Below are 17,097 nucleotides of genomic sequence, written 5' to 3' on the forward strand. Positions count from 1 at the left end.
CAAGGCCGGCGTCTCAGCACGTGTCGCGGCTAGCTCGAAACCAATTGCAGCCGTGGGGATCTCAACGTCGCCTGCGACGCACCACCAGGACCGAGGCCGTCTAGATCTAGCGCACTCAGCAGGTAACCGATTGGCGAGCACCTGGCAAGCCCGACAAGAGTGGGAGAATCGGACGGCTTGCTTGGCTGAGTCGACCGGATCGTCCGCCGCGCACCCGAGCGCATCACGGCGCGGCCGCCGTATTTTCGAGAATCCCTTTACGCGCAGAGACGTCAAAGGGTTGCGCAGGGCGCTCGGTTCTCCACCTCAGCAGCCTCGGTGCTGGTGAAACGGCTGTCTCCGTGGCTCCGGTAGCGTGTTCCTGTGTCCAATCGCGACCAGCCCAGCAGCGACAAGTCGTCGCCGCGGGCTGTTTCGCGTCCACCCGTCGACGCGTCGACGCAGCGCGCGTTCGGCCGGCCCGCCGGCGTCGACAGCTCGTTCTCGGGTTCCGACGAGCATCGCGACCAGGGCGAATACACGCCGACCAACCAGGCGCCACAGGCGGTGCTCGCTGAGGCGTTCGGCCCGACACTGGTGTCCGATCCCCAAGACGACGACAACGCTCAGCCGGCCGACGTGCCTAGCGCCGCCGCCGAGACCACTGTCCCCGCGGCACCGCCATCCGTCGTCCACGCCGTTCCACGCGAGAAGCTCGGCGTGCGCGACATCCTGTTCGGCGGCAGGCTGTCGCGTCCCGCGATGGTGGTCCTTGCTGCCTTGGCGATCGTGATCGGCCTTGGCGGTGGCTGGGTCGGGCGCAAGACCGCGGAGGTCATCGAGGCCTTCACCACCCCCAAGGTCACCCTCAACACCACCGACACCAGCCATCTACCTGCTGGTCAGATGGCGAAAGTCGCTGCAGCCGTTGCTGATTCGGTGGTCACGATCCAAGCGATCAGCGATTCGGCGGGTTCACAGGGCTCTGGCGTGGTCGTCGACGGACGCGGCTACATCGTCACCAATAACCACGTGATCTCCGAAGCGGCAGCCAGCCCTGACAAGTTCAAGCTGACGGTGATCTTCAACGACGGCAAGGAGACGCCGGCCAATCTCGTCGGACGCGATCCCGAGACCGACCTGGCGGTGCTCAAGGTCGATAACGTCGACAAGCTGACCGTTGCGCGGCTCGGCGACTCGAGCAAGCTCCGCGTCGGCGATCAGGTGATGGCCGCGGGTGCGCCGCTGGGCCTGCGCAGCACGGATACCCAGGGCATCATCAGCGCGTTGCACCGGGCGGTGCCACTGTCCGGTGAGGGCTCCGATACCAAGACCGTCATCGACGCTGTGCAGACCGACGCGTCGATCAACCACGGCAACTCCGGCGGCCCGCTGGTCAACATGGACTCCGAGGTGATCGGCATCAACTCCGCCAGCAAGTCGCTGTCCGACAGTGCCAGCGGCCTTGGCTTCGCGATCCCGGTGAACGAGGTGAAATCCGTCATCGAGGTGCTGATCCGCGACGGCAAGATCGCTCACGCGTCGCTCGGCATCATGGCGGAATCGGTGAACGACAGCGGAACAGGCGGGGCCAGGGTGACCAAGGTGAACCCCAACAGTGCCGCCCAACGAGCCGGCCTCGCGGAGAAGGACATCATCGTCAAGCTCGGCGACCGCAAGGTCAACAGTCTCGACGAGCTCACCGTCGCGGTTCGTCAGCTGACGATCGGTCAGGATGCGCCGGTCGATGTGCTCCGCGACGGCAAGCCCGTCACGCTGACCATCAAGCCGGACGCGAAGAAGTCTTCCTAGTCACCCTCAGGCTTACCGGCTATTTCAATCGCTGCACCCGGCCAGGCCGTGTGCACAGCGGCGAGACATGCGAAAGTTCATGTCCCGTGCGAACTTTGAGAACTGCACAGTGGTGGCATCTGCCGGGCTCACCTGATGCCACCACTGTCACGAGTTCCGTTTTGGGTTTAAAACCCGTCGCCGGGGCGCATTCTAAGTGCTGACAACGGTCAACAGGAGGCGCTGCTCATGGTTACCGGACAGGACGGGGGCGGCGCTACAGCACAAGCCGACCCGGGATCACAACGGGTGCAGGTACGGCGCGCCGCGCTCGCCAGCGCAATCGGCACGACGATCGAGTGGTACGACTTCTTCCTCTACAACACAGCCGCCGCGCTGGTCTTTCCCCATTTGTTCTTCCCCGCGTCCAGCACGTACGCCGGCGCCATGCAGTCGTTCGCGACATACTTCGTCGGCTTCGCCGCACGCCCGATCGGAGCGGCGATCTTCGGGCACTGGGGAGACCGGATCGGCCGCAAGACCACGTTGATCATCACGCTGCTCGTGATGGGTCTCGCGTCGGCGGTCATCGGCCTCCTGCCCGGCACCGCAAGCATCGGCGTTGCGGCACCACTGCTGCTCGTTACCCTGCGCGTACTGCAGGGCATTGCCGTCGGCGGTGAGTGGAGCGGTTCGGTGCTGCTCACCATGGAATGGGGCGATCAGAAGAGACGCGGGCTGCTCGGCAGTTTCGCTCAGGTCGGGGTGCCGGTCGGCTTGGTGCTCGGCACCGGCGGCATGACGCTGCTGTCCGCGACGATGTCCGACGATGCGTTCAACTCGTGGGGTTGGCGGGTGCCGTTCCTTGCCAGCCTGATCCTCGTCGCCGTGGGCCTGATGATCCGGCTGAAAATTCTCGAGACGCCGATGTTCAGCAAGGTGCTGGAGGAAGGCAAGGCTGCAACCGCGCCCGTCGCTGAGGTGATCCGGCGGCACTGGCGCGAGATACTGCTGTCCGCCGGTCTGCGGTTCGCGGAGCAGATGCCTTTCTATCTCTTCACCACATTCGTGTTGACCTTCGTTGTCCAGCGCCACCACTACAGCAAGACGTTCGTGCTGACCGCGGTGCTGCTCGGTGCCGTCGTGGAGCTCGCGACGATTCCGTTCTTCTCGCACCTGTCGGATTCGGTGGGTCGAAAACGGGTTTACCTCGCCGGCGCAGTGATTGCCGGGCTTGGCGCGTTCCCCTACTTTGCTGTGCTCACCCATGGCGGGCAGGCACCGATATTCATCGCGGTCGTGCTGTCGATGGTGGTGCACTCCATGATGTACGGACCGCAGGCGGCGCTGATCGGCGAGAGCTTCCCGACGCGTTTGCGTTACGGCGGAGCCGGTCTCGGCTACCAGCTGGCATCGGTGTTTGCAGGCGGACCCGCTCCGCTGCTGGCCACCTGGCTGCTCCACGAGACCGGAACTCCGTATTCGATCTCGGTCTACATCGTCGTAGCAGCGGTCGTCACGGTGATCTGTTGTCTTGCCCTGCCTGACCGGTCGCGCGCCGACATCGACGACTTGGCGGTCTACAGCCGCACCTAAGTGGTGGCGTATGGGCGGTCAATTTGAGGCCGCGAGTGTCAACCGATCTTGTCGACCTGCTCCAACTGACGTCCTGTGCTGCGCGGGCCGAGCAGACCGACATCGAGGCACAGCAAGATGACGAGCGCCGCCGAACCGGAGAACACCGCCACTGGGCCGAACATCGCGAGTGCCGGCACTGCCACGAACGGCAGCACTGTCGAGGTCGCTCGTGACAGCGAGTAGCAGATGCCGCTCGCCGTACTGCGGATGGCCGTCGGGAAGATTTCAGCCTGATAGATGTGGAATGCATTGGAGAATATGTTCGATACGGCGGTGAGCAGGAACCCTGCAGCGACGATCACCACGACATGATCTGCCGCGGCGAATACTATGCCGCACACGGCGATTCCCAATGCGGAGACGATGATCAGGTGCTTACGCTCGAATCGTTCCACTAGTGGTATGGAAAGAAGTGAGCCCAGGGGGTAGCCGGCGAAGGTGAGTGCCGCATATCCAAGGGACTGGGTCACTTCGAAACCCTTGCTCACGAGTACCAGCGGCGCCAATGTGCCAAAGCCGTAATACGCGACTGTCTGCAGGATCTGAAAGATCACCAGCATGACGGTGCGCTTGCGGTAATCGCGAAAGGCGATCCGCAGCACCTCGGCCACGCTACGGGCATCGTCGCCGGCGTGCGCAGCGTTGGCGGGCAGTTGTTCCGGAATGGGTGTGCCCGGTGCGACCTTGGCCACCACCGACGCGACGACCCGACGTGCTTCAGCGTCGCGGCCGCGGCTTTCCAACCAGCGCGGCGACTCGGGCAGCAGCGTCCGGACCGCCAACACGAACACCGCGCCGAGCCCGCCGAACACCAGCAGCCACCGCCACCCGTCGATGCCGAGCAGCTGGTGGTGTGCAACGAGTTTTCCGCCGAGCAGTGCCGCCAACGGCACGCCGAGAAAGCCGATCGTGTACGCCCAAGCCGTCATCCGGCCACGGACCCGGGCGGGGACGAACTCGGCCAGGTAGGTGTCGACCAGCACGAGCTCGGCACCAAGCCCGATGCCGGCCAGGAAGCGCAGCACCAGAAATGTCTCGACGTTCGGCGAGAACGCGGCAGCCAGCGAAAACAGTGAGTAGACAAGCAGATTGAGGATGAATACCCGACGCCGGCCGAGCCGGTCAGCGACTATCGACAGCACATTTGCGCCGACGAACATGCCGGCGAACCCGGCTGCGATCACCATCGCCTTCCCGATGGTGCCCAGCTTGAACTCGGCGGCCAACACCGGCGCGAGCACACCGCCGAGGAACACCTCGTAGAGATCGAAGAACGACCCGAGGCCGACGAACACCACCAGGCGCCAATGCCACCGGGTGACCGGAAGCCCGTCCAGGACAGACGACACCGTCACCGATTCGCTAACCGTCATGGACGCCTCCTCGCCGCACGGGCGCGGCGCTTTCCTTCGTGCATGGCAGCCACCCGAGCGACCGGAATCGTCCGGCCGTGCTCGATGAGGTCGCTCGGCAGCCGCTGGGGTGCGGGCATCGTGTCCGACCAAGGGTCGCGCCCGGCAAGGGCGTCAACCGCTGTGTGGATCGTAAAATCGGAGGGGTTGACGTCGTCAAGATCGGCCCAGCTCAACGGGAATGACACGGGTGCGCCCGCCCGCAGGCGAGGACTGTAGGCGGCGACGATCGTCGCACCGCCGGAGCGAGTCGAATCCACGAATACTTTTCCTGCTCGGTCCTCGACGATGAAAGCCGTTGTGGCCAAGGAAGGATCGAGCGCCTCGGCCCGCGCAGCCAGCGCGCGGGTAGCTGCCGCGACATCATCGGCCGGGGCGTAGTCGTCGACCGGGACGAAAATATGCACCCCCTTTGCGCCGCTGGTCTTCAGGGCGCCGGCAAGACCGCTGTCGGCTAGCGCTTGACGAACCAGCGAGGCGACGGCCACCACCGCGCGGAAGTCGTTGCCGGCGGGCGGGTCCAAGTCGAGCACCAAATGTGTTGGGCGGTAGATGTTGTCGGCCAGGCCCAAAGATGGGTGATATTCGACGGCCCGCTGGTTGGCAAGCCACAACAGCGTGCGCCGGTCGTTGCAGAGCGGGTAACGCACCTCCCTCTTTGAGGCCTCAGCCCAGATCGGCACGGTCTTCACCCAGTTGGGGGTGTACTTCGGCGCGTTCTTCTGCATGAACGGGGATTGCCCACGTAGCACCCGCATCACCGTCAGCGGCCGATCGACCAAACCCGGCAACATCCGATCTGCCACGGCGTCCAGATAGTCGACCAGATCCCGCTTCGTGGCCCCGGCATCCGGGCTCAGCGGCTGATCGAGGTTGGTCAGGTCGACACCGGCGCGCTGCTCTCCGCCGCTCATATCCCCGACCATATCCGGGTCGGGGCGGTGCTCGCGGCTCCCACCACATCATGTTTCGAGGTGCCTGATCAGTGGAATGTGTGCCGCAAGCGACGACCACGAGAGGACTGGGATGACTGATTCTGGAAAAGCCGATCAGGCACGTCACGGGTTGATCGACTCCGTGAAAGGGAAGGCAAAGGAAGTCATCGGTGCGGTGACCGGCAACGATTCGCTGACCGCCGAGGGACAACTGGAGCAGACCGAGGCGCAGAAGCGCAGGGAAGCCAGTACGGCGGAGGCGATCGCGGACGCGGAGGCCAGGAAGGCTCGGGAGCAGGCCACGAACGCCAAGCTCGAAGGTGCCGCTGAGCGGAGTGCGGTCAACGCAGAGGCCGCGGCGGAAGAAACCGCCATCCGCACGGAAAGCGCTTCGCAAAAGCGAGCGACCGAGCAGGCGGCGCATCTTGACCTGGCCAAGCAACAGTCCGATGCCGAACGCGATGCCGCGCGCCGCATCGAGAACGCGAAGGCGCAGGAGCGCGAAGCCATCCGCGCTGCGGATGAGGAGGTCATCGACGCACTTGATGACCACCAGGATGCGGTGCGGGAATCCGCAAAGGCACGCGCCGAAGCAGACCGGTTAAGGCAGCAGGCCGACACGAGGAGCGACCGATGAGCATCACCGATTTGTCGTTCGCAGTTTTGAAGATTCAGTATCGACTAGCGCGGCTGCCGCTTCAGTTGGTCGACGAAACGGTGTTCGGCCGGATGGAGTCGGACGCACCTGCGCGGCTGTTCTTCGAGCGTTCGCTCGGGATGCTCGACGTGACGATCGGAAACGCACTGCGGGCACCGGAATTCGAGCAGCGAGGCACTGCGTTGATCGCGCGCAGCGACGCACTGCGCCGCGCGGCCCGACTCGACGCGGCGGCATCCGAGAACATCAAGGCCGCGGGCTCGAACGTCAGGGCTACTCGCGAAAAGGCCGATCAAGAACGTGAAGACGCACACGCCGAGAAGGAGTCCGCTGTCAAGAACGCCCGCGTCGAGGCGCAGAACCGCAAACGCGATGCGGTGGCGAACGCCGAAAAGCGCATCGTCTCAGGTAAGGAGCGGGCCGACGAAGCGGCCACCGCGCGAGTAGGGGCTGTCGAAGCGGCCAAGCGCGAGGAGCTGGCGATCAGTCGCGCGGCCGAACAAAACGCCACCGCAGCCGCCGATGCGAAACTGGAGGACGCTCAGGACAAGCGCGACACCGCGGCAAGCAAGGTTGCACAGGCCGACCGTTTGGCGGAATTGGCCGACAGCGAGAAGGAGCGCCGAAGCTAACAATTGTGTCGTGTTTCGGTGTCGACGCTCGCTTTCATCGGTTCGCCGTGCTGCCGTGAGAGGTGATGCCTTCTTCGCGGATGCGCAAAGCCCGAATGATCGCCGCTGCGGCGGCGTGTTCGGTGGTGTTCGCGTCACCTTCCGCCATTGCCGCACCCGGCACTGACCCTCAGGGCTACGTCGACTCCACCGCACGATGCGCGTCGCCGAGCGTGGTGGTCCTCTTCGGCAGCACAGACTCCTCGCGTGTGGCGATCTGCAAAGCGCCTGACGGTCAGTACGAGTACCGCGGCGTGCGCGTGCGAGACGGCGCCGAGTTGATCCTGTCCGCCTCGCAGACTGGCGAAGGGTTCGTAGCGAACAGCAACGGCGTCAGTTACACCGTCACTGCGACGTCACTGATTATCAGCCAGGGCGGCAACGTGATTCGTGAGGAGACGATGGTTGACTCGCACGGGCAGCAAGCATCGTCAGCGCCGGCCCCGCCCGCCCCGACGACCACAACTCCGACTACGCAGTTGCCGCCGCCATTGCCGGCGGAAGTCGGCGGCCGCTAATCACAGGCCGATGAGCGACTCGATCCCGTTGCGCGCAAAATATAGAACGAAACCTGCGGCCACGATCCACAGCAGCGGGCTGATCTCGCGCACCTTGCCAGCCGCCGAACGCAGCACGACCCACGCGATGAAGCCGACACCGATGCCGTTGGCGATCGAGTACGAGAACGGCATCACCGCGACCGTGAGGACGACCGGCAATCCCACGGAAAACTCCGAGATGTCGATGTAGCGCAACTGCGCCATCATCATCACGCCGACGATGATCAGCGCCGCCGCAGCCACCTCCGTCGGCACGATCGACGCGAGCGGCGAGACGAACATCGCGGCCACAAACAGCACGCCCGTAACGAGATTCGCCAAACCGGTGCGCGCGCCTTCCTCGATGCCTGCGCCCGACTCGATGAACACGGTGTTGGACGACGACGATGTCGCCCCACCTACGACCGCGCCCGCACCCTCGACGATCAGCGCCGCACGCAATCGCGGGAAGGTGCCCTGCGCGTCGGCCAGTCCTGCCTCGCGGGCCAGCCCGGTGAACGTTCCCATGGCATCGAAGAAGTTCGCGAAAACCAGCGTGAACACCAGCATGACCGTGGCGAGCACGCCGATCCGTCCGAAGCTGCCGAGGCTGACGTCGCCTGCGAGAGACAGGTCGGGCAGCGCGAACGGGGAGCCCGACAACGTCGGCACCGACAGGCTCCAGCCGCCAGGATTCTTCGTCGACGACCCCAGATGCCAGATCGCCTCGATGGCGACAGCGACGAGGGTGCCGATCACCAGCCCGATGAGGATGCCGCCACGCACCCGGCGTACGACGAGGATGGCGGTCACCAACAGCGTGAACACGAACACGATTGCAGGAACGGTGGTGATCGAACCGATGCCGCCGTGCCCCAGACCGACTGGCGGCGAAGGCTTTCCGGTCGAACCGATGAAGCCGGCGTCGACAAGTCCGATGAACAGGATGAACAGTCCGATGCCCGCGGTGATGGCCAGCTTCAGCTGCATCGGCACTGCGTCGAACACCATTCTGCGCAGCCCCGTCACCGCCAGCAGCACGATGATCAGCCCGTCGATGACCACCAGGCCCATCGCCTCGGGCCAACTCAGCGAGCCGACCACCGTTGTCGCCAGGAACGAGTTGATGCCCAGCCCCGCCGCGAACGCGAACGGTAACCGCGCGATGACCCCGAACAGGATCGTCATCACACCCGCGGCGAGCGAGGTCATCGCGGAGACCTGAGTGAACTCCAGCTTGTGGCCGGTGACATCTGGAGCACTCGACAGGATGATCGGGTTCAGCACGATGATGTAGGCCATCGCGATGAACGTGACCACCCCGCCGCGTACCTCCGCGGCGACCGACGACTTGCGTACCGAGATTTCGAAGAATCGATCGAGGCGACCCACGCCTCAGACCCTAGGAGGACTGCGTTAGGTCGTTACCAGTTCCACCCGGATTGGTCGGTCGGGGGTAGTTCATGCAGATGTCGGTGCCGTGGGCGGCTACGCAATTGTTGAAGAGCAGTTTGGCCCAGATGCCCCAGTGGGTGACCATCTGCTCGTAGTAGACCGACTCGACGTCGCGCACGGCGGCGATGTACTGGTCGACGGTGGTGAGGCAACCCACAGCAGATGGACCTTACCGAGCGGTAAGTATCGGTGTACAGTTGTTCACCGAATCGTAGAAAGGGCGGGTGAACCGTGTCGTTTTCTCTTGAACTGTCGGAGGACGTGATCCAGGTCAGGGACTGGGTCCACGAATTCGCGGCCGACGTCGTGCGCCCGGCAGCGGCTGAATGGGACGAGCGCGAAGAGACTCCGTGGCCGATCATCCAGGAGGCGGCCAAGGTCGGGCTCTACTCGATGGACTTGTTCGCCACCCAGGCCGCCGAACCGTCGGGCCTCGGCACGCTGACCGTGTTTGAGGAGTTGTTCTGGGGCGACGCGGGCATCGCGTTGTCGATCCTAGGCACCGGGCTGGCCGCGGCGTCTCTCGCCGCGAACGGCACGCCCGAACAGTTGGGTGAATGGCTGCCACAGATGTTCGGCACGCCCGAGGATCCGTTGCTTGCGTCGTTCTGCTCCTCAGAACCCGCCGCCGGGTCCGACGTCGGCGCCATCCTCACCCGTGCCGTCTACGACGAAGCGAACGACGAGTGGGTCCTCAACGGCGTGAAAACGTGGGCCACAAACGGCGGAATTGCCAACGTGCACATCGTCGTTGCCTCTGTCCACCCCGATCTCGGCAGCCGCGGACAGGCGACGTTCATCATCCCGCCGAACACACCTGGGTTCAAACAGGGGCAGAAGTTCAAGAAGCACGGAATTCGGGCGTCGCACACCGCTGAAGTGATTCTCGAAGACGTGCGACTGCCCGGCCGTCTCCTCGTCGGCGGCAAGGACAAGTTCGACGAGCGAATCGCCCGCATCCGCGAAGGCCAAAGTGCCGCAGGGCAAGCGGCGATGAAGACGTTCGAACGCACCCGCCCTGCCGTCGGTGCCATGGCCCTCGGCGTGGCGCGCGCTGCGTACGAGTATGCGCTGGACTACGCGCAACAGCGAGAGCAGTTCGGGCGCAAAATCGGTGACTTCCAAGCGATTGCGTTCAAGTTGGCCGACATGAAGACCCGAATCGACGCCGCGCGGCTGTTGGTGTGGCGCGCAGGTTGGATGGCGCGCAACAACAAACCGTTCACCAACGCCGAAGGTTCGATGGCCAAGCTTGTCGCCAGTGAAACTGCCGTCTACGTAACCGATGAGGCCATCCAGATCCTCGGCGGTAACGGCTACACCCGCGAATACCCCGTCGAGCGCATGCACCGCGACGCCAAGATCTTCACGATCTTCGAGGGCACCAGCGAGATTCAGCGGCTCGTCATGGGCAGGGCGATCACCGGGCTGCCGATTCGATAGCTGCTATCCGGTCGGGGTGAACGAAAACGCAAGCACCCCAAAGGCGGCGATCAACAACAACCACGCCACGACCGGAACCACGATCCCGCCTCGCCGTCGTGCGGTGAAGAACGACAGTATGACGGCGACGACCGCGACTGCGGGCGCGCCGTATTGAATGAGCGTGAAACCCAGCTCACCAGGGCCCTGTCGTGGGCACGGCTGCTTGTTGCAGCCCGCCGTCCCGAGGATCTGCATATAGAGGAATACGACGACCGCGATGGCGCCTGGAATCGTGGCCAGGGCGAGGACCCAATTCACCACGCGGGCCGTGCGCCCCGCTTCGCGGCTGTCTGGCCGGTCGATCGCGGTCACTGTCGCCGCGTACCCTGCGGCCGGGCGCCTCAAACCGCGCGAATCCCCGTGTACACCAACAACAAACCGACGATGACCAGGAAGCCCGCCATCAGCGCTGCGTGCTGGCGTTCCATCCACTGCTTCATCCGCTCGAGCTGGTGGTCCACCCGGTGACCGGCGATCGCATACGCAAGTATCGGAAGCAGCACCGATGAACCGGCGATGACGGTGTAGTAAAGGACGGCGACCCAGATGCCGGGCATCTCCAGCGACGCTGTGCCGATCACCAGGCCCGCGGCGGCGTTCATCACGAGCACCTTGGGATTGACCAGAATCAGCCCCACCGCGACGGCGCCGGCGCCGACGGGCGTCAACCTGCTCAGCCTGTTCAACCACGCCGGCTGCCGGGTGACCTGATGACGGGTCAGCCACCGCCACACACCGAAGACGATCAGCGCGATGCCGACCGCGAGCCGCACCCACGCCGCCCAGGTCGGGACGGGCCGGTTGAGCCCGTCGAGCAGGCGAGGCAACTGGACGAACAACGCCGTCGTCGCTGCAAGCCCGATGAGCCAGCCGAACATAAAGGCCAGGCCGGTGGACCGGGCGCGGTCGGACTGCAGCACCAGAACGATTGCCGGGACGATCGTCAGCGGCGACATCGCAACCACCAACGCCAGCGGAATCAGCTGGCCGAGCATCGCCGTCCAACTACCCGACATGGGCAGCGATCTTAATCAGCTATGGCGAGATCAGCGGGCCGTGAGCGCCAGGGGCCGCGAACGCGGCTTGTGCCGGCCATGCACCAGGTAGGCCAGCCACCGAATGTCGATAAGCACCGAAGCGATCCCGTCTCTAAGCGCTCTTGGTAAGGAGCGGAAGTAGGCGACGCCGTTCGAGTATGGCGTCGGCGAAATTGTGCAGTGCGTCTGCGACCGAGGCCACCGTGGGCAGCTCGACTCGGTCGTCAAAGGTTTGTACCGCGCGATTGACCGGCTGGCTCGCGATCAGTGACCACTCGACTCCTGCGGCGATGCAGGCGTCGTCGAGGTCGCTCAACAACGAAATGATGTGTGGTGTAGCGGAATTCACGCCGCTCAAGTCGAGCACGACGGGCTTCTCCCGTAGCACGAAGCGCTTCGCGTATGCGCAGACCTTGTCGAGGCTCGCGTCGTCGAGATCGCCCGTGACCGTCACCACGGTTGCTAGCTGGCGACTGCACACCCGGACCTGGGCGCCATCGCAGTCGAATGCCGGATTGCCGTACATCTGGCGCCTCCCCTCGATCGGTAACTATTACCGAAGCTACGGAGCCGATTTAAGGCAACGGGGAGTAACCGCTAATACTTTATTAAGAACCGGTTTTGCGTCGATCAGCAAACAGCTCACCCGCGCCGCATCCATTGCGGTCCTGAGTAATTTTCCCAGGGGTTGTAGTCGGCCAGCAGCGGTTCCTGCGGTGGCCGCTGATTCTCCGGCACATGCTGCAGGTTGATCCGGATTCGGTACCAGATCGAGCTGGGCCCCCGCATTCCGTCGACCAAAATGTCTGCAGGCTGGAGCTTTTCGGCTACTGCCGGGTAACGTCCGCGCCATTCGTCGAGTGCGGCCATCGCTTCGTCTTTGGTTTTGGTTCTGGCGATCTCGATCAGTGGCATCGCCGACTCACGGCGGCCGGTGCCTTTCTTGGCGCCGCGCGGCGCCTTCTCGGCCGGTCCCAGCCGGTCGGCATGCTCGAGCAGCGCGTCCAGCGTGCCCGCCTGGTCGTCGATTCCCTCCCACGGATCACCGTGCTCCTCGAAACGCTTGGGCACTGTCGCGATCGTGAAGCGCTCAGGTTGGCAGTCGGCGACCTCATCCCAGAACAGCGGCGTCGACACCCGGGCGTCTGGCGTGGCCCGAACCGAGTACGCCGAGGCGACCGTGCGATCGAAGGCGTTCTGGTTGAAGTCGACGAACACGCCTTCGCGCTCCTCTTTCCACCACCGCGCGGTCGCGAGTTCGGGTGCGCGGCGTTCGACCTCGCGGGCCACAGTCTGCGCCGCAAGCCGGACGAATTTGAACGGCCACCGCCGCTGAATGCGCGCGTAGATGTGAAACCCGCGGGAGCCCGACGTCTTTGGCCAGGCCGTTAGGCCGTGCTCCTCGAGAACCTCGCGCGCGATCAGGGCCACGTCGACGATCTGGCGCCATTGCACACCGGGCATCGGGTCGAGGTCGACGCGCAATTCGTCCGGATGGGCAAGGTCGTCTGCGCGCACCGGATGCGGATTGAGGTCGACGCAGCCCATGTTGATCGCCCACGCCAGGCCGGCTGCGTCGTGGATGACGGCCTCCTTGGCCGAGGTGCCCGATGCGTACTTCAGCTCGGCCACGTCGATGAAGTCGGGCCGTTTCTCCGGTGCGCGCTTCTGAAAGACGGCTTCTTCGGTGATGCCCTTGACGAACCGCTTGAGAATCATCGGCCGATCGCTCGCACCGCGCAGCGCGCCTGGGGCCACGGCGAGGTAGTAGTGGATCAAGTCGAGTTTCGTAACCCCGATATCCGGGAAAACGACCTTGTCAGGGTGGGTGATCAACACCTGCCGACCGTCCACGTCCAGCGACATGGGAGCGGCCATACCGTCATGGTAATTTCCCGGTCGCGCGGAGATGCTCGTCACTAGGGTGGGGTCATGCCTAAGCTCACTGATCTTCCGTTGCAGGCAGTCGCAAAAGTCCAGCAGTTCGCCGAGCGAGGGTCCGCCGAACTTCACTACTTCCGCAAGATGATGGAGGCAGGAGCGTTCAAGCTCGAGCCGCCGCAGAACATTGCCGCGATGCTCGCCGACATTCGACGCTGGGGCGAATTCGGGATGATCCCCGCGCTCAACGCGCGTCGCACGCCCAACCGCACCGCGATCATCGACGACTTCGGCGAGATCACGTTCTCCGAACTCGACGAAGCTGCCCACGAAGTGGCCAACGGCCTGCTGGAAAAGGGGGTCAAGGGCGGCGACGGGGTGGCCATCCTGGCCCGAAACCACCGGTGGTTCTTGATCGCCGTGTACGGGGCGGCGCGTGCGGGAGCACGCATAATCCTGCTCAACAGCGAGTTCTCCGGACCGCAGATCAAGGAGGTGTCCGAGCGGGAAGGCGCCAAGCTGATCATCTACGACGACGAGTACTTCGATGCCGTGTCCAAAGCAGAGCCGGAATTGGGCAAGTTGCGGGCGCTCGGCACCAACCCGGATAAGGACGAGTCGTCGAACAGCACTGACGAGACGCTGGAAGACTTCGTCGCACGGAGTTCGGGCAAGCCTGCACCCAAGGTGACGAAGCATTCGTCGATCATCATTTTGACCAGCGGCACCACCGGAACTCCCAAGGGTGCCAATCGCAGCACGCCACCGTCGCTGGCGCCGATCGGCGGCATTCTGTCGCATGTGCCGTTCAAAGCCGGCGAGGTGACATCGCTGCCGGCACCGATGTTCCATGCGCTCGGCTACCTGCACGCCACCATCGCCATGATGCTCGGAGACACCCTGGTGCTGCGGCGCCGCTTCAAGCCGCCGACCGTGTTCGAGGACATCGAGAAACACAAGGTGACCGCGGTGGTTGTCGTGCCGGTGATGTTGTCCAGGATGCTCGACGCGCTGGAGAAGATGGACTCCAAACCGGACCTATCCAGCCTGCGGATCGTGTTCGTGTCCGGCTCGCAGCTCGGCGCCGAGCTGGCGCAGCGTGCGCTCAAAGACATCGGTCCGGTTGTCTACAACCTTTACGGCTCAACGGAAATCGCGTTCGCCACCATCGCCCGGCCGCAGGACCTGGAGAAGAACCCGGCGACCGTTGGCCCAGTCGTCAAGGGCGTCAAGGTGAAGATCCTCGACGAGAACGGCAACGAGTTGCCCCAGGGAGAGGTCGGCCGGATCTTCGTCGGCAACACATTCCCGTTCGAGGGTTACACCGGCGGTGGGCACAAGCAGATCATCGATGGCCTGATGTCGTCGGGCGACGTGGGTTATTTCGACGAAAACGGCCTGCTCTACGTCAGTGGCCGCGACGACGAGATGATCGTGTCCGGTGGCGAAAACGTGTTCCCCGCAGAGGTCGAGGATCTGATCAGCGGCCACCCGGACGTCGTTGAGGCGACGGCGCTTGGCGTCGAGGACAAGGAGTGGGGCCATCGACTGCGTGCGTTCGTCGTCAAGACCGACGGCGCCAGCATCGGCGAGGACGACATCAAGTCGTACGTCAAAGAGCATCTGGCGCGCTACAAGGTGCCGCGCGAAGTGGTCTTCCTCGACGAACTACCGCGTAATCCGACGGGCAAGGTATTGAAGCGCGAGTTGCGCGAGATTTCCGTTGGCGGAGACGACGAGAAGTCATAGTCGGCGGAGACGACGAGAAGTCATAGTCGGCGAGACGACGAGAAGAACTGACGGTCCCCGGTCACAAGTGGATGCTCAATTTTGCGTTCACGGTCGCGAAAACGTGAAAACCACAGCCCTGAGCGCAATTTCGCGCTAGCACGAACTAGGGCGCCATGATCGCTGCGCCCGGAATGGCCAGGCTCACCAGCATCAGGGTAAGCAAGAACCAGCCTGCGCCTTGCCATGCCGGCCAGGCGCCCTCTTCCTTCCAGACCCGGTACGTCTTGACGAATGCGCCGATGCCGCCACCGAACAGGATCGCGGGCACGAACGATGCGACGATCACGTTCTCTCGCCAGGTCGTTGCCCAAACGGCGAACATGATGCCTGCGAACGCGACGACCGCACCGACATACAGCGCGGCCTGATGGAAGGTGCCGGGCCGGTCGAAACGCTTCTCAACGTCGTGCGTCATGGCTTTAGGGTTGCCTGCTCACGAGAGCAGACACGCTACGGGCCGCCGTTCACGTACCAGGACAGGCAGCCGGGACGGTTGCGGCAGGCGATGATCGCGTTGGCGTCGGGCGCGGATCCGGGCACCTTGGCGCCTTGCGGACCGGGCAGTGTGCAGCTCGGAACGTACGGCCCCCACGGGAGGACGCCGTTGTAGCAGGGTTGCGCCAACGCGGCCGGCGCACCAACGGTGAACAGGACGGCGGGGGCAGAGACGATTGCGACGGCCGCGGCTCCACCGAGAGTGAGGCGCATGATGCGTCGTCGGATTGTGCTCATAACTGATCCCAACGACCTGGGGCTATCGACTATTTCAATCGTAGACCCGATTCGACGTAATCGTCAGTAATCAATCGTTTCGATCAGCGGTGACGGCTCGTCCATCAGCGCCCAGAACCGGTCACGGATCGCGACTGTGAGCGGACCAGGCGTGCCGTCACCGATCGGTTCGCCATCGAGCGTATTGATCGGGGTGACTCCGCCCGCTGTGGTGACCGCCATCAACTCGTCGGCCTCGTACAACTCGTGGCTGGTGACGTCGCGCAGCGTCGCCTCGATCCCCATGGCGTCTGCAAGTTCGAACACGGTCTTGCGGGTGATACCAGGCAACGCATTTCGCGACGGCGACGCGAGCTTGCCGTCCTTGACGATCACGACGTTGAAGCCCGGGCCCTCGGCGACACAGTTGTCGGCGTCCATCAGAATCGCCGTGCGCGCACCGCGGTCCTTGGCCTCGAAACTGGCCGCGGTCAGGTCGCCCCACTGATAGTTCTTGATGGTCGGGTCAACGGTGTTGCGGCCGGCGCGTCGCACATGACGCGGCACGATCGCCGTTGTGCCGAAGATCTGCTCATGCGGAGGGAACGCCCACAGATACGGGATCGCATAAATGTAGACCTGATGGGTCAGCTTCGATAAGTCCTTCTCGCCCTTGCGTTTTCCGTATCCCCGCGTGACAGTCAGGTTGACGAACGACTCGCGCAGCTGTGACATGGCCACACAGCGCTTCGTGATTTCTGCGATCTGGTCCTTTGTCATCCCGGGATCGAGTCGCAACTTGCGTGCTCCGTCCAGCAGCCGGTCCAGGTGGTCGCCGAGCCGGAAGATGTTGCCGTGCCACACATGTGCAACGGTGTACGTCAAGTCGGAGTGGCCGAAGCCGGTGTCGAAGATCGAGATACGTGCCTCTGAGGCCGGCATGTACTCGCCTTCGATCCACGCCACTCCGCCGGCGTAGGGGCTCGAGGTGTCCAGCTCGTAGTTGCTGTACTGGATCACCGATCCGGGCGGGGTATCCTCCCGGATGGCGCCCGGCTCGACGGCCACGAGGTTGCTGGTGCCCTGGTCTACGACGGTCATGAGAAGTGTTGTC

The 17,097-nt window shown here is 64.1% G+C and carries 18 protein-coding genes; 7 read left to right on the forward strand and 11 right to left on the reverse strand.

Annotated features, from left to right (window positions below):
• Positions 1-363: 363 nt before the first annotated feature.
• Both MYCSM_RS01230 and MYCSM_RS01235 read left to right on the forward strand, forming a co-directional pair.
• A complete protein-coding gene (locus MYCSM_RS01230; RefSeq protein WP_015304299.1) occupies positions 364-1,791 on the forward strand; it encodes a S1C family serine protease in 1,428 nt (475 codons plus the stop codon).
• Between the two features lie 228 nt (positions 1,792-2,019).
• A complete protein-coding gene (locus tag MYCSM_RS01235) occupies positions 2,020-3,366 on the forward strand; it encodes an MFS transporter (protein ID WP_015304300.1) in 1,347 nt (448 codons plus the stop codon).
• Between the two features lie 38 nt (positions 3,367-3,404).
• Here the strand turns inward: MYCSM_RS01235 and MYCSM_RS01240 are convergent, their stop codons facing one another.
• Together MYCSM_RS01240 and ligD are read right to left on the reverse strand one after the other, a co-directional pair.
• Entirely contained in the window at positions 3,405-4,781 is a 1,377-nt protein-coding gene (locus MYCSM_RS01240; protein ID WP_015304301.1) for an MFS transporter, read from the reverse strand.
• Complete coding sequence (gene ligD / locus MYCSM_RS01245; protein WP_015304302.1) at positions 4,778-5,734, reverse strand: non-homologous end-joining DNA ligase; 957 nt, start codon at positions 5,732-5,734, stop codon at positions 4,778-4,780. Before ligD ends, MYCSM_RS01240 begins: the two co-directional genes overlap by 4 nt.
• A 112-nt stretch (positions 5,735-5,846) precedes the next feature.
• On the opposite strand from ligD, the gene MYCSM_RS01250 reads away from it, so the two are divergent.
• The 3 genes from MYCSM_RS01250 (at position 5,847) to MYCSM_RS01260 (ending at position 7,602) form a co-directional block, all read left to right on the forward strand.
• On the forward strand, positions 5,847-6,392 hold the full coding sequence (locus MYCSM_RS01250; protein ID WP_015304303.1) for a CsbD family protein: 546 nt from the start codon (positions 5,847-5,849) through the stop codon (positions 6,390-6,392).
• Positions 6,389-7,045, forward strand: a complete 657-nt coding sequence (locus tag MYCSM_RS01255; protein ID WP_015304304.1) for a hypothetical protein — start codon at positions 6,389-6,391, stop codon at positions 7,043-7,045. Before MYCSM_RS01250 ends, MYCSM_RS01255 begins: the two co-directional genes overlap by 4 nt.
• A 65-nt stretch (positions 7,046-7,110) precedes the next feature.
• Positions 7,111-7,602 carry a hypothetical protein gene (locus tag MYCSM_RS01260; protein ID WP_015304305.1) on the forward strand — a complete coding sequence of 164 codons (492 nt, stop codon included), beginning with the start codon at positions 7,111-7,113 and terminating at the stop codon, positions 7,600-7,602.
• Here MYCSM_RS01260 and MYCSM_RS01265 read toward each other — a convergent pair whose 3' ends face one another.
• Positions 7,603-9,015 (reverse strand): NCS2 family permease, encoded by a 1,413-nt coding sequence (locus MYCSM_RS01265; protein ID WP_015304306.1) that lies wholly within the window; start codon positions 9,013-9,015, stop codon positions 7,603-7,605.
• 10 nt (positions 9,016-9,025) lie between these two features.
• Positions 9,026-9,235: a DUF5078 domain-containing protein gene (locus MYCSM_RS38860; RefSeq protein ID WP_041311161.1), complete on the reverse strand. Its 210-nt coding sequence runs from the start codon at positions 9,233-9,235 to the stop codon at positions 9,026-9,028.
• Between the two features lie 74 nt (positions 9,236-9,309).
• Here MYCSM_RS38860 and MYCSM_RS01275 point away from each other — a divergent pair, with 74 nt between their 5' ends.
• Positions 9,310-10,521, forward strand: a complete 1,212-nt coding sequence (locus tag MYCSM_RS01275) for an acyl-CoA dehydrogenase family protein (RefSeq protein WP_015304307.1) — start codon at positions 9,310-9,312, stop codon at positions 10,519-10,521.
• 3 nt (positions 10,522-10,524) lie between these two features.
• Here the strand turns inward: MYCSM_RS01275 and MYCSM_RS01280 are convergent, their stop codons facing one another.
• The 4 genes from MYCSM_RS01280 to MYCSM_RS01295 form a co-directional block, all read right to left on the reverse strand.
• A complete protein-coding gene (locus MYCSM_RS01280; protein WP_015304308.1) occupies positions 10,525-10,875 on the reverse strand; it encodes a hypothetical protein in 351 nt (116 codons plus the stop codon).
• A gap of 29 nt (positions 10,876-10,904) precedes the next feature.
• The gene (locus MYCSM_RS01285) at positions 10,905-11,579 is read right to left on the reverse strand and encodes a GAP family protein (protein ID WP_015304309.1); all 675 of its coding nucleotides are present in this window, start codon (positions 11,577-11,579) and stop codon (positions 10,905-10,907) included.
• A gap of 133 nt (positions 11,580-11,712) precedes the next feature.
• Positions 11,713-12,126 carry an STAS domain-containing protein gene (locus MYCSM_RS01290; protein WP_015304310.1) on the reverse strand — a complete coding sequence of 138 codons (414 nt, stop codon included), beginning with the start codon at positions 12,124-12,126 and terminating at the stop codon, positions 11,713-11,715.
• 116 nt (positions 12,127-12,242) lie between these two features.
• Positions 12,243-13,478: a DNA polymerase domain-containing protein gene (locus MYCSM_RS01295; RefSeq protein ID WP_015304311.1), complete on the reverse strand. Its 1,236-nt coding sequence runs from the start codon at positions 13,476-13,478 to the stop codon at positions 12,243-12,245.
• Between the two features lie 54 nt (positions 13,479-13,532).
• Between MYCSM_RS01295 and fadD2 the strand changes: the two genes are divergently transcribed.
• Positions 13,533-15,230, forward strand: coding sequence for a long-chain-fatty-acid--CoA ligase FadD2 (fadD2, locus tag MYCSM_RS01300; protein ID WP_015304312.1), 1,698 nt, complete (start codon positions 13,533-13,535; stop codon positions 15,228-15,230).
• A gap of 145 nt (positions 15,231-15,375) precedes the next feature.
• Here the strand turns inward: fadD2 and MYCSM_RS01305 are convergent, their stop codons facing one another.
• From MYCSM_RS01305 to MYCSM_RS01315, 3 genes are all read right to left on the reverse strand, one after another.
• Positions 15,376-15,687, reverse strand: coding sequence for a hypothetical protein (locus MYCSM_RS01305; protein ID WP_015304313.1), 312 nt, complete (start codon positions 15,685-15,687; stop codon positions 15,376-15,378).
• Between the two features lie 35 nt (positions 15,688-15,722).
• The gene (locus MYCSM_RS01310; protein WP_015304314.1) at positions 15,723-16,004 is read right to left on the reverse strand and encodes a hypothetical protein; all 282 of its coding nucleotides are present in this window, start codon (positions 16,002-16,004) and stop codon (positions 15,723-15,725) included.
• Positions 16,005-16,067: 63 nt separating this feature from the next.
• The gene (locus MYCSM_RS01315; protein ID WP_015304315.1) at positions 16,068-17,084 is read right to left on the reverse strand and encodes an aminotransferase class IV; all 1,017 of its coding nucleotides are present in this window, start codon (positions 17,082-17,084) and stop codon (positions 16,068-16,070) included.
• Positions 17,085-17,097 lie beyond the last annotated feature (13 nt).

It is taken from the genome of Mycobacterium sp. JS623, assembly GCF_000328565.1.
Taxonomy (GTDB): Bacteria; Actinomycetota; Actinomycetes; order Mycobacteriales; family Mycobacteriaceae; genus Mycobacterium.